The sequence below is a fragment of the Microbacterium sp. TPD7012 genome (genome assembly GCF_003075395.1).
Lineage (GTDB): Bacteria > Actinomycetota > Actinomycetes > Actinomycetales > Microbacteriaceae > Microbacterium.
The window spans coordinates 1-12,909 of record NZ_QDFV01000001.1; the positions used below are offsets into that span (position 1 = coordinate 1).

Sequence of the window (12,909 nt, forward strand, 5' to 3'; positions counted from 1 at the left end):
CCGACACGGTGCGCTACCTCGCCGAGGCCGGCACCGCCGCGATGGTGGTGAACCTCGCCCCGCTGATGGTCGTCGTCTTCAGCGGACTGTTCCTCCGCGAGGGCTTCCCGAAGCCCCTGGTGATCGGGGCCCCGATCGCCTTCCTCGGCGTCGTGCTGATCGGCATGAACTCGTCCACGAGCGAAGGACCCGACATCACCGGGCTGCTCCTCGCCCTCCTGGCCGCGGTGATGTACGCCGGATGCACGCTCCTGCAGAAGCGCCTTCTCACCGCGGGCACCGATGCGACGACGCTGACCTGGCTCGGCGCCGCGGCCGGGACGATCGCGCTGCTGCCGTGGACAGGCAGCCTCATCGGCGCCCTGCAGACCGCACCGCTCGATGCGACGCTGTGGGTCGTCTATCTCGGCATCTTCCCCACGGCGATCGCCTTCACCACCTGGGCCTATGTGCTGCAGCGCAGCACCGCGGGACAGACGTCGGCGACCACCTACGTGGTGCCGGCGATCGCGATCCTCATGTCGTGGGCGATCCTCGGCGAGGTGCCGACGCCGCTGATGTTCCTCGGTGGAGCGCTGTGCCTCCTCGGTGTGCTCGTCACGCGCATGCGCTGGGGGCGCCGCGACCGATAGCGCCTCCGACGCGGCTCAGCGTTCGCCGATCACGTTCCGCGCGATGCCGAGCTCGGCGAGCCGGGCGGCCGCCAGCGTGCGCTTCAGCTCGAGCGCCTCGCCGATCTCGCCCGCCAGCCGCGGGCGGCTCTGGATCAGTGCGTCGACCGTCGACAGCGGCAGCACCACGACCGTGAGGACCTCGCCGGCGATCGTGACCGCCTGGGTGCGCTCGCGGGTGAGGGCGGTGTGCCCGACGATGTCACCCTTCTCGGCGCCGGCGAACTCGATGCGGCCGCCGTCGGCCTCGATCGCGAGCACCGCCCGGCCCGAGACCACCACACGCACCTCGTCGGGGACGATCCCACTGGCGAGGACGGTCTCGCCGACGCCGTAGCGCTCCAGGCGCGCACCCGCCGTCACCGCCTCGATGTCGTCATCGCGAAGATGCAGCGTGGGCGCGATCGCGGTCATCGCCTCGACGAGCCGCTGCGGTTCGGCGAGCGGATCGGTCGCGTCCCCGTCGAGCGCGAAGCCGCGGCGACGCGCGGCGTACCAGAGCCAGGAGAGGTACATCGAGAGAGCGCGTGACGCGTCGGCGGGCCCGGCGACCGGGATCGAGACGGCGTACGCACCGGCACCCGAGTAGTGCACGGTCGCGCGCTCTCGCGGGAGCTTCATCGGCAGGGCATCCGCGATCGCGACCAGCAGCGTCATGACCTCGTGCGGCGGATCGTCGGTCGAGAACTTCACCGGCGTCTCGGCCGAGTACGGCCCCTCCGGCTCGCTCATGTTCGTGAACGAGGCACCGGAGAGCGACGAGTTCGGGACGATCTGGATGCCGCCGCCGGTCTCGATGTGCACGGCACGCCAGTTCACCTCGACGACCCGGCCCTTCACCCCCGCCGCATCCAGCCAGTCGCCGATCTTGAACGGCTGCTCGAAGAGCAGCAGGAGCCCCGAGATCACGCCGCCCACGGCGTTCTGCAGGGCGAGGCCGATCACGATCGACCCGACGCCGAGAGCGGTGAAGAGGCCGCCGACATCGGCATCCCACACCCAGGAGAACAGGAGGGCGAGCCCGACGCCCACCAGGATCAGCCGGGCGATCTCCACGAAGATCGTGGGGATGCGGCCGCGCCACGAGTCCTTCTCCGCGTTGGCGAACAGCGCCACGTTGAAGGCCGAGAGCACGAGCAGGATGACGAGGAAGCCAAACACCGTCGCGACGACACGCGTCCACACCTGATCGGCGGGCGACTGGATCGCGAAGGCCAGGAGCCCGAACAGCGCGCCGACCGGGATGACCCCGTTGCGCAGCATCCGCAGCGGCTTTGCCACCGGATTCCCTCGACGCGTCAGGGTCCCGATGATCTCGGTGAGCACGACGAGGAGCACCGGCACGCCGACGGCGAGGCCGATGACCCACCAGGCCCAGCCGTCCTCGAACGCGTCGGCCACGATCAGACCACCTTCCAGACGGTCTCGGTCCGGCCCTGGGTCTCCACCGTCCCCGCCTCGACGTAGGTCACGAGCTCCTGCGTGCGGTCGCGCACGTTCTGGCTCACGTAGATCCCGGGCTCGCCCGTGACCGACCGGACCCGGTACGCCAGGTTCACGGCGTCGCCCCACAGGTCGTAGGCGAGGCTCGTGCGCGCGACGAGACCGCTGGTCACGGTGCCGGCGTCGACGCCGGCCCGCAGCCCGATCTGGGTGCCGTGCTGGGAGTTGAACCGCTCGAGCACCCCGAGCAGATTGCGGGCGAACTCGACGCTGCGGCGGATGTTGTCCACACGCGGCACGATCAGTCCGGACGACGCCAGGTACCCGCCGCGCAGCGTGCGCACCTTCTCGACACCGGCCTTCTCCGCCGCCTCGTCGAACCCGCGCATGAGCGTGTTCAGGAGTCCGATCTCCTCCTCCGCGCTCTTGCCGCGCACGGCGTCGTCGAATCCGACCAGCTCGGCGAAGACCACCGACACGTTCTCGTGCGCCTCGGTGATGGCCTCGTCACCCTGCTTGTACTTGGTCGCGACGCTCTCGGGCATGAGGGTGTGCAGCAGCTTCTCGTTCTCCTTCTGCTGCTCGTCGATCAGCTCCTGCTTGATCCGCAGGCTCGACGCCATGTCGTTGAACGCGCTGCCGAGGTCGCCGAACTCGTCACGAGACCCCTGCGGCACCTGCACGTCGAGATCGCCCTCCGCGACCCGATGCACGGCGCCCACCAGCCGATGGATCGGACGCGTGAACACCTGGGCGAGCAGCAGCGAGAGCAGGGAGACGCCGAGCATGATGCCGAGCAGCGACAACAGCACGTTGCGCGTGAAGTCGTTGACCGGCTCGAACGCCTCCGCGGTGTCGATGCGCGCGATGATCACCCAGTCGAGTCCTTCGATCTCCAGGGGCGCGTACGCGGTGACGCTGTCGCCGCCGATGTAGTCGCGGCCGACGACGGTGCCGCTGCGTCCGGCCTGCGCCTCGGCCACCGCGAACGTGTCGACCGGCTGCAGGAGCACGGTCCCCTTGATCTCACCGATGCGATTCGCGATCGTGGGCGCGATGCCTCCTGTGATCAGCCGCTTCACGTACTCCTCTGGGTCTTCCACCAGGCGTCGCGAGGTGCTGCGCATCAGATCGTCGCGTCCCACCAGGTAGACCTCGCCCGTGTCGCCGAGACCCTGCGCCTTCCATCCTTCCGAGCCGGTCATCACGTCGTTGATCGTGTCGACCGGCACCTGGAGGGCCATCGCCCCCGTGATGCCGCTGTCGTTGCCGACCGGGGAGATGACCCACATCGTGGGGATGTTCAGCGAGGGGATCCAGCGCTCGAAGTCGGTCATGCCGATCGCGTCGACCGAGTTGGTCGCGATCGTGTCCCGGTACGTCTGCGCGAAGGCCGTGTCGCGATACGGCCCGGTGTTCAGGTTGGTGCCCAGCTCGATGCCCTTGTAGGCGGAGAACACGACGTCGCCGTCGAGGTTCAGCAGCAGCGCGTCCTCGTAGCCGGCCTGCTGGACCAGCCGCGTGAAGTAGTCGCCGTAGCGCTCGGCCCCGGCCGAATAGCTCGTGCCGTCACCGCTGTCGTTGCCGACGAGCAGCTCGTCGTAGTCGGCGTCGAAGTCCTGGTTCTTCGTCGTGTACTGCAGCTGCAGGTAGCGGCCGGCGCTCGATTCCGGGATGAACGCCTCGTCTCCGTACTGCTCGCCGGCGCGGGCTTCGAGCTCCGGGATGAAGGTGTCGGCGTAGTACGCCTCGAGCTGCGCGGACTGCTCGGCGGAGATCTCCTGCTGCTGCAGGTCGTCCCACGCGGCGTTCATCGTGTTCGAGAGCGTCTGCGCACTGAGGTTGCGGGACTGCAGAGAGGCTTCGCGCTTGACGTCGTCGATCGCCTCGGTGATCTCGACCGCTCTCATCGAGCGGATCGTGATGAGCTGGTCGACGGCCGCGTCGTGCAGGGACTGCCGCCCGTTGATGAAGCCGATCGCCCCGACGACGACCGAGGAGACCAGGCTCACGGCGAGCAGCATGATCAGCAGCTTGGACTGGATGCTGAGTCCGCCTCCGCCGCGGAGTCGGCGCACTCTCGTCGCGCCGTCCGCGCTGCTCGTACCGGTCCCGCTCTCGCTCATGCGCCCTCCGCCGTGCATCGTGCGCGTCCCCGGTCAGACACTATCGATATTCCGGTACGACGGTCTACACACGGGTTCCGCTACAGTGACCGGCGGAGGCGAACATGACGACCTGGTGGCCCTACGCACGACTCGCAGCATCCGTTCTCGCCGTCGCGGCGATCGTGGCGCAGCTCGTACGATCGATCGACGTCGCCCGAAGCGCCGAGACCGAGTACGGGCAGCACATGCCGACCGTGATCGCGAACTTCTTCAGCTTCTTCACGATCGAGTCCAATGTGCTGGCGGCCGTCGCCCTCGCGAGCGGCGGGATCTGGGCTCTGCGCCAGAAGGACCGCACGCTGGTCGAACCGCGGTGGCTCGCGGTGCTGCTCGTCTGCGCCAGCACATACATGATCGTGACCGGCGTCGTCTACAACACCCTGCTCCGCGGCATCCCCCTGCCCCAGGGCGCCACGGTCCCCTGGTCCAACGAGGTGCTCCACGTCTTCGTCCCGATCATCATGCTGATCGACGTGCTGGTCGCGCCGCGCCGGCGCGCGCTCGGCTGGGGCGCCGTGGGGATCGCGGCGATCTTCCCGATCGTGTGGGTCGTCTACACGCTGATCCGCGCGAACCTGGTGATCGCCCCGGCGACCGGGAACCCGTACTGGTACCCGTACCCGTTCCTCGACCCGCACCAGCCGGGCGGCTACGGCGCCGTCACCCTCTACGTGCTCCTCATCGCCGCGATCATCATCGGTGCGGCCGCGGGAGTGGTCTGGATCGGCCGCAAGCGCGGCACACGACCGGCCGTCGCCGCCTGACCCGGGCACCCCTGCCCGCCGGACTCCGGCCCGGATGCGATTACGCTGGTGCGCGGGGGATGGCCGTGACGTGTGGTCCCCGTGTGACTGAGGGAGCCACCACATGAACGAGCCCTACACGCCGGACCCGCAGGCCAGCTCTGCGCCGCCGCCCCCGCCTCCTCCTCCCGCCCCTTCGACAGGCTCAGGGACCCAGGGCGGAGGCTCAGAGACCCGGGCGTCGGCGTCCACGACGGCGGGCGTGTCCGGCTCGAAGAACCAGGGCGCCCCCACCGACGCAGAGATGTCGCGCGCCGCCGCCGTCCTCACGGTCATCTCGGACTCGTACTCCGCGAAGATGGTCGGCCAGGACCGCCTGCGGATGAGCCTGCTCGTCTCGCTCATCGCCGGCGGCCACATCCTGCTCGAGAGCGTGCCGGGACTCGCCAAGACCACGGCGGCCAGCACGCTCGCCGACACCGTCAAGGCCCAGTTCAAGCGCATCCAGTGCACGCCCGACCTGTTGCCCAGCGACATCACCGGCAGCCAGATCTACGAGTCGGCGACCGGCTCGTTCCGCACGGTGCTCGGTCCTGTGCACGCGAACTTCGTGCTGCTCGACGAGATCAACCGCTCGAGCGCGAAGACCCAGAGCGCGATGCTCGAGGCGATGCAGGAGCACCAGACGACGATCGGCGGCGAGATCCATCACCTCCCGAAGCCGTTCCTCGTGATCGCGACGCAGAACCCGATCGAGCAGGAGGGCACCTACGAGCTGCCCGAGGCGCAGATGGACCGCTTCCTGCTCAAGGAGATCGTCGAGTACCCGAGCCCGGCGGAGGAGTTCGAGATCCTCAGCCGCATCGACTCGGGCGTGCTCGACCCCGACCGGCACGTGACCAGCTCGGTGAGCCTCGACGACGTGGACCTGCTGCAGGACGTCGCGAGCCGCGTCTATGTCGACCCGGCCATCCGCAACTACATCGTCTCGATCGCCTATGTGACCCGGAACCCCGCGCCGTACATCGGCGAGGAGCGCGCACGCCTCATCAAGTACGGGGCCAGCCCGCGTGCGAGCATCGCCTTCCTGCAGGCTTCGCGCGCGCTGGCGCTGCTGAACGGCCGCGCGCACGTGCTGCCCGAGGACATCCGCGCCCTTCGTCACCTGGTGCTGCGCCACCGCCTGCTCCTCACCTTCGAGGCCGACGCCGAGGGCATCCGCAGCGAGGAGATCATCGACGAGATCTTCGCGGCCGTTCCGACTCCCTGACCCGCCCATGCCCAGCCTGATCACGCAGGTGAAGAGCAAGCTCTTCATCCACTCGTCGCGCAAGTCGCTGCACGCGCTCGACGGCGCGTACGCGTCGCTGCTGCACGGGCGCAGTCTCGACTTCGAGGATCTGCGCAAGTACGAGTACGGCGATCAGGTGCGCGACATCGACTGGCGTGCGACCGCGCGGCTGGGCACTCCGCTGGTCAAGCGTCATCGCGCGATGCGCATGCACACGATCATGTTCGTGGTCGACACCGGGCGCTCGATGGCCGCGCTCGCCCACGACGAGAAGTCCAAGAAGGATCTGGCGATCCTCGCGACCGGCGTTCTGGGCGTGCTCGCCTTGCGCCACGGCGACGACTTCACGACGGTCTACGGCGATGCGGAGCGTGTGCGCCGTCGCGCTCCCGGCCGCAGCGAGGGCGCACTCGAGCACGCCCTGCGCACGATCGACAGGGCCATCGACGAGAGCACCGCCCCGAGCGATCGCGACGCCCTGCTGTCATACGTCACGCGAACGATCTCCCGCCGCATGATCGTCGTCGTGATCACCGACGAGGCGCCGATCACCGACGAGACCGAGCGGATGCTGCGACGACTGCGCGTGCAGCACGACGTGCTGTGGCTCACGGTGCGTGACGCCGACCCCGTGCTCGACCACACGACGCGCACCATCCGCAGCGACGTCGACAGCCGGTGGGACGTTCCGGACTTCGTGCAGGGCGACCTCGGCATCGTCCGCGAGCTCACGGCGCAGACCGAGGCGGATGCCGCGCGTCTCGCCGAGACCCTGAAGCGCATGGAGATCAGCCATGCCGCACTCGACGGGCAGGACGACGCGGTCTCGCAGCTGCTGCAGCTGCTGAACCGGAGGTCTCATGCCGGGATCTGACGAGCTCTACCCGCCGGCGCAGTACGGCTGGGGATGGATGCTGCTCGCCATCGGCATCCTGATCCTGCTGGTGCTCGGCGCATGGCTGCTGATCGTGCTCACCCGTCCCCGGCGCGTCCTCTCCACCGCCGGAGAGCCGCAGGGACCGACCCTGCTCACGGTCGACGTGCTCTCGCAGCTGCGCACGGAGTACCTCGACCGCATCCAGATGGTCGAGACCGACTACCGGGAGCGGAAGCTCTCCGCGCGGAACGCGAACTTCGAGTTGAGCAGGGTCGTGCGCACGTTCGTGAACGAGTACAGCGGCCTCGAAGCACCCGTGCTCGCGCTCGACGACCTCAAGGCCCGCGGGGTGCATCCCGCACTCATCGATGCGATGGGTCGGCACTACTACCCGAGCATCTTCCGTCAGGGACCGGCGATCGACCCGATCGCGGGTGCCGAAGCGGCGCGGACGGTGGTGCGCACATGGCACTAGCCACCTTCTGGATGATCATCGTCGCCCTCGCGGTCGTGCTGGTCGCACTCGGCATCGGGCTCGCGCTGGGCCTGCGCCGCGCCGGACGCGGTGAAGCCGGCGAACGGGCGCGGGTCGCCCGTGCCGAGCGTCTGCGCGCGCTGCCGTCGTTCCGCCAGGCGCTGAGCCGGCGGGTGCTCGCGCTGTCCGGCATCCTCGTGCTCGGCACGGTGGCGACGGTCGCGGCCGGTGTGGTGGCCGCCCGGCCGATGTCGTCGCAGACCATCCAGCCGGTGAACACCAGCCGCGACATCATGCTGTGCCTCGACGTGTCAGGCTCGATGACCGAGGTCGACGTCGAGGTGCTGAGCGTGTTCGAAGAGCTGCTCGAGGACTTCGAGGGCGAACGGATCGGCCTGACGATCTTCAACAGCTCTCCCGTGCAGATCTTCCCACTCACCGACGACTACGACTTCATCCGCGAGCACCTCGCGAGCATCAAGGAGAGCTTCGACTACGTCGATCAGATCCCCGAGCACTGGGTCGGAACCCTCAACGGCGACGGTGCCTCACTGATCGGCGACGGTCTCGCCGCGTGCACGATGGGCTTCGACCGCCCCGACGACGAGCGGTCGCGCTCGGTCATCTTCGCCACCGACAACGAGATCAACGGCGCCTCGATCGTGACGCTCGAGGAGGCGGCCGGCTACGCCAAGGCCAAGGGCGTGCGCGTGTTCGCCCTGAATCCGGTGCAGGGCAAGGATGCCGAGGTGAGCGCCGAGCTCGCCGCCGCGGCCGAGACGACCGGGGGCGCCGCCTACGGCCTGCGCGACACGACGACCGTGTCCGACATCGTGACCGAGGTGCAGGAGCAGGAGGCGACCGAGCTGCGCGGCGAGGCCCAGGTCGTCTGGACCGACAGTCCGAATCTCTGGATCGTGGTGCTGTCGATCACGCTGCTCTCGTTCGCCGTGGTGCTGTGGAGGGTGAGACTGTGATCTTCCAGCCCGTCCTCCATCCGCTGCTGCTCGTGCTGCTGTTCGTGCCCGTGATCGCCCTCGCCGTCTGGCTGACCGCGCGCGGAGGAACTTCGACGAGCTCAGGAACCCCGCAGAAGCAGGGGGCAGGGGAAGGGGTCGCTGAGCCTGTCGAAGCGTCTCGGGCGCAGTCCCGCTCGCGCGCTCAGCAGCGCGCCCTGTGGGCGCTGCGTCTTCTCCTTTTGCTCGCGTGCTTCGTGATGCTGCTGCGCCCCGGCATCCCCGGCGGTGCGACCCAGACGCTCGCGACCGACACCGACATCGTGCTCGTCGTCGACACCACCGCGAGCATCGTGGCGGAGGACTGGGGCGACGGCGAGCCCCGGCTCGACGGCGTCCGTGAAGACGTCCGCGCGATCGTCGAGGAATACCCCGGCGCGCGGTTCGCCCTCATCACCTCCGATGCGGCGGCGGAACTGCGGATGCCGTTGACCACCGACACCACCGCGCTGATGGGGTCGCTCGAAGTGCTGCGCCCCGAGGTGACCAGCCAGTCGCGCGGCAGCTCGATCGGCATCTCCGCGCCGCTGGTCTCCGAGACGCTCGCCTCGGCCGCCGAAGCCTCCCCGGACCGCTCGCGCATGGTGTTCTACTTCGGCGACGGCGAGCAGACGGTCGATACGCCCCCCGAGCCGTTCAGCGGCAGCGCGAAGTACACCGACGCCGGCGGCGTGTTCGGCTACGGTACGGCCGAGGGCGGCCCCATGCGCATCACGGGCGGAGGCGTGGACGCCGACGAGGGGTACATCGAGTATCAGGGCGAGAACGCGCTCTCGGTCATCGACGAGCAGAACCTCGAGGCGGTCGCCGAGCAGCTCGGCGTCGACTACCAGCACAGGACGGCGGATGCCGCGCCGACGCTGCCCGAGGCCCCCTCGACCACGACGAGCTACGCCGAGTCCGGCGAGGTCGGCAACGTCACGGAGCTCTACTGGATCGCCGCACTGGTGATCATCGTCCTCCTCGGCGTCGAGCTGACCCGCGCGACGCTGCTCATCGCGCGACTCCGTCAGCTGCGGTCGCCCCGTACCGATCGGTCCCTGAGCGAGCGCAGCGAGACGAAGGGCGCTCGCTCCGCGGTTCCTGAGCGCGTGTCGTCTCGCTCCGCGGTTCCTGAGCGAGGAGCGCAGCGACGAGACGAAGGACGCTCGACGACCGGCGAAGGGGGTGCCTCGTGACCGACCCTTCGACGAGCTCAGGGGCCCAGGCCGCCGCAGCCCTGCTGCGATCGAACCGCCGACGGCGCAGCATCCGCCGCTGGGTCGCGATCGGGACCCTCCCTCTCACACTCGCCGCGCTGTTCTTCGTCGGCAAGCTGCTGAGCATGTACGCCTTCGCCCATCAGGCGGTGACCGCCTACGTGGTCGACGACTACGCCGGTTCCGAGGCGTCGGCCCGCGGGCAGGAGTTCCTGAACTGGTTCGAGCCGTACAAGGCGCCCTTCAACGTCGGCACGGCGCTCGGCGCAGCCGAGCAGCTGCCCGAGGCGAGGGCGAAGCTCGAGGAGGCCCTGGAACTCGCGCACGGTCTCGAGGTGTGCGGCGTGCGCATCAACCTGGCCCTGGTCGTGGAGCGCATGGGCGATACGGCCCGCGCCGGCGGCGACGGCGCGACGGCGGCGCAGCTGTACGGCGAGGCGCTGACGATCACCGTCGAGACGCCCGAGGAATGCCGAAGCGACGAGGCGCAGCAGCAGTCCTCCGATCCGGAGCGCGACATGTCGGACGCCCTCGACGGCACCGAGGAGCGGCTCAAGCAGAAGCAGCAGGAACAGGAGCAGGAGCCCCAGCCCCAGGAGCCGCAGCCCGAGGACCAGGAGCCGCAGCCGTCCGAGGACAAGCTGGAGGACCTGCAGGACAAGCTCGAGCAGGGCACGCAGGAGCGCGATCAGCAGCAGAAGGACGACCCCGGCAGCTCGGGAACGGACAAGCCATGGTGATGGACCACGAGAAGCAGCGGGCACGGTACATCGCCGGAACCGAGGGCGCGCCTCCCGTCCCTCCGCCCGGAGGCTACCGGGGTGCGCGTCGCCAGCAGGCACCCGCAGCCGGTGCGCCGCTGCCGCCGACTCCCGGAGACACCGCGACGCTCGACGTGGAGAAGAAGCCGGCGAACGCCCTCGGCTGGATCGCTCTGGCGGCATCCGTCCTGTTCGCGCTGATCCTCCTCGGCACGCTCGTCGCCGGCGGCACCGACATCCTCTACGGCGTGACGATGCTGGCTCTGCAGCTGGTGGTCGTCGCGGTGATCATCGCCGCCCTGTTCTCCCCGCGCGGACGGATGCTGGGCGCGATCGCGCTCATCGTGACGATCCTGTTCAACGTCGCGACGGTCGGCGGCATGAGCGCCCTGCAGACGTCGGCCTCCGGCAACTACGAGGGCGTGAAGAGCGACGAGCAGAAGCACGAGGAGGCGTATCCCGCGATCAAAGGCACCGACCCGCAGCAGACGCTGAGCCAGCAGTCCCTCGAAGAGGTGCGGGCACAGGCCGACGTGCTGTTCGCCGACATCCGTGCCCGGCTGACCGCCGAGTTCGGCTACACCTGGGTGCCGGTCGGCGATGAGGACCTGCGCCCGGAGCGCAACGGCTACGGCGGTGAATCCATGCTCGTGGAGTACACCTCCCCGGGCTGGGCGACGAACGAGCCGATCCAGGACTACGCGCAGAAGCTCGACGTCATGGCCGTGATCGACGAGGTCGTGCTCGAGCACGGGCTGTGGGACCTCTACTCGTTCAACGACCCGACGAACTCGGGCATCGACCCGGCGATGATCGCGAAGCTCTACGGCAGCGATGACCCGCGCACGCAGAACACGTGGGAGTACTACACCGAGAACTACCCCGATCCGCTGCGGTTCTACGCGAACATCTACGACCTGTCGAACGACCCCGACGGCGGCTTCCTGACCGCCCGCCAGGCGCAGAACGCGCGCACCGGGGAGCCGCTCGAAGGACTGCAGCTCGTCGTGATCGCCAGCGGCGTGCTCAGCGAGGCCGACCGCGCCGAGTTCGAGAAGAAGCTCGAGGAGTATCCGGGCTTCGGCTGAGCCCCGCGTTCACCGTCTCGTCTCCCTGCGCTCGCTCACCGAACCCGGTCGTTGAGCGAGGAGCGCAGCGACGAGACGAAACGCCTCAGTATCCGCAGCCCGGTCGTTGAGCGAGGAGCGCAGCGACGAGACGAAACGCCTCAGTCGGCGAGGCGCAGCAGCATCCGGGCGACGACGAACCGCGCATGCCCGCGAGAGGTGCGCGGGTCATAGCCGAGCGTCTCGGTGAGCGCCGTGAGGCGATCCTGCACGCTGGAGTGGTGTCGGCCCAGACGCACAGCGGCCGCCCGCACGCTCTGCTCGTCGACAACGGCGTCGAGCAGTTCGAGGCTGCGGGCATCGAGGTGCGCGAGCGCCGCGGCATCCGCGTGCAGGGCGCCGGAATCGGCGTTCTCGGCGATCAGCAGCAGCGCGCCGAGATCGGCGGCGTCGAGGGTGGGCTCTGCGGGCGAGGTCAGTCGCACGGCCACCAGGGCCGCGGCCCAGGAGGCGGGGAGCTGCTCCTCGGTGCCTGCCGTGCCGACGCCGCGTCGGAGATCGTCATCGTCATCCCAGGCGTCCTCGACCGCGACCCCCTCCGGGAGGATCGTCGCCCGGGTGAGTCCGTGCCGGGTCGCCACGACCGCGGACGGATGCTGCGCTCCGGGTGCCGGATCGGGGAGGGAGGCGATCACGCGGAAGCGTCCGGGCGCGAGCCGCAGCCGAGACAGCGCGCCGACCCGCTCGTCGGCACCCGCATAGGAGCTGATGGCGAGCTCGACCGCACTCGCCGTGCCGACCGAGCGGCGCGCGCGGATGATGCCGAGCGCGAGCGCGAGCCGCTCGAGGATCATCGCGTCGTTGGTGTGCGGCTCGCCCTCGCGTTCGATCCACACGACGGCGTCGGGTCCGCTGTCGCGCAGCATCCATCCGTCTCGGGGATCGATCGGATCGATGCGGACGCCGTCGGCCCGCACACGCATGATCTGACGGCCGTCGCGTTGCCCGACCGTCGCGCCGCTCAACACCGCAGCACCGCGCAGCATGCTCTCGACGCCGACCGACCGCTCCACGAGGGCATCGAAGTACGTGACGACCTTGAGGGTCTCGCTGGCGTCCGGGTCGAGGGCGGTGAGACGCCCCAGCAGATCTTGCATGTCGGCTCCATCGCGCGGGAGTTCCACCCTACGGGGTCGAC

General features: G+C 69.3%; 12 protein-coding genes. 9 read left to right on the forward strand and 3 right to left on the reverse strand.

The genetic code is table 11. The features are described 5' to 3' along the window. On the forward strand, nucleotides 1-632 hold a 632-nt coding region (locus DC434_RS00005), incomplete at its 5' end, for an EamA family transporter (RefSeq protein ID WP_165807951.1). Between the two features lie 15 nt (nucleotides 633-647). Here DC434_RS00005 and DC434_RS00010 read toward each other — a convergent pair. Then, a complete protein-coding gene (locus tag DC434_RS00010) occupies nucleotides 648-2,072 on the reverse strand; it encodes a mechanosensitive ion channel family protein (RefSeq protein ID WP_116633244.1) in 1,425 nt (474 codons plus the stop codon). A gap of 2 nt (nucleotides 2,073-2,074) precedes the next feature. Then, a complete protein-coding gene (locus DC434_RS00015; RefSeq protein WP_165807952.1) occupies nucleotides 2,075-4,240 on the reverse strand; it encodes an adenylate/guanylate cyclase domain-containing protein in 2,166 nt (721 codons plus the stop codon). Between the two features lie 104 nt (nucleotides 4,241-4,344). Here DC434_RS00015 and DC434_RS00020 point away from each other — a divergent pair, with 104 nt between their 5' ends. From DC434_RS00020 to DC434_RS00055, 8 genes are all read left to right on the forward strand, one after another. Then, nucleotides 4,345-5,046: a Pr6Pr family membrane protein gene (locus tag DC434_RS00020; RefSeq protein WP_116633246.1), complete on the forward strand. Its 702-nt coding sequence runs from the start codon at nucleotides 4,345-4,347 to the stop codon at nucleotides 5,044-5,046. A gap of 283 nt (nucleotides 5,047-5,329) precedes the next feature. Beyond that, nucleotides 5,330-6,295, forward strand: a complete 966-nt coding sequence (locus tag DC434_RS00025) for an AAA family ATPase (RefSeq protein ID WP_116633963.1) — start codon at nucleotides 5,330-5,332, stop codon at nucleotides 6,293-6,295. A gap of 7 nt (nucleotides 6,296-6,302) precedes the next feature. Beyond that, complete coding sequence (locus DC434_RS00030; RefSeq protein ID WP_116633247.1) at nucleotides 6,303-7,190, forward strand: DUF58 domain-containing protein; 888 nt, start codon at nucleotides 6,303-6,305, stop codon at nucleotides 7,188-7,190. Continuing rightward, entirely contained in the window at nucleotides 7,177-7,668 is a 492-nt protein-coding gene (locus DC434_RS00035) for a hypothetical protein (protein WP_116633248.1), read from the forward strand. The genes DC434_RS00030 and DC434_RS00035 overlap by 14 nt, the downstream gene beginning before the upstream one ends. Then, nucleotides 7,659-8,645 carry a VWA domain-containing protein gene (locus tag DC434_RS00040; protein ID WP_243408730.1) on the forward strand — a complete coding sequence of 329 codons (987 nt, stop codon included), beginning with the start codon at nucleotides 7,659-7,661 and terminating at the stop codon, nucleotides 8,643-8,645. Before DC434_RS00035 ends, DC434_RS00040 begins: the two co-directional genes overlap by 10 nt. Next, nucleotides 8,642-9,862: a VWA domain-containing protein gene (locus tag DC434_RS00045; RefSeq protein ID WP_116633250.1), complete on the forward strand. Its 1,221-nt coding sequence runs from the start codon at nucleotides 8,642-8,644 to the stop codon at nucleotides 9,860-9,862. Before DC434_RS00040 ends, DC434_RS00045 begins: the two co-directional genes overlap by 4 nt. After that, nucleotides 9,859-10,623, forward strand: a complete 765-nt coding sequence (locus DC434_RS00050) for a hypothetical protein (RefSeq protein ID WP_116633251.1) — start codon at nucleotides 9,859-9,861, stop codon at nucleotides 10,621-10,623. Before DC434_RS00045 ends, DC434_RS00050 begins: the two co-directional genes overlap by 4 nt. After that, complete coding sequence (locus DC434_RS00055) at nucleotides 10,617-11,732, forward strand: hypothetical protein (protein ID WP_116633252.1); 1,116 nt, start codon at nucleotides 10,617-10,619, stop codon at nucleotides 11,730-11,732. Before DC434_RS00050 ends, DC434_RS00055 begins: the two co-directional genes overlap by 7 nt. 140 nt (nucleotides 11,733-11,872) lie before the next feature. Here DC434_RS00055 and DC434_RS00060 read toward each other — a convergent pair whose 3' ends face one another. Next, a complete protein-coding gene (locus DC434_RS00060) occupies nucleotides 11,873-12,868 on the reverse strand; it encodes a LysR family transcriptional regulator (protein WP_116633253.1) in 996 nt (331 codons plus the stop codon). Nucleotides 12,869-12,909: the final 41 nt, after the last annotated feature.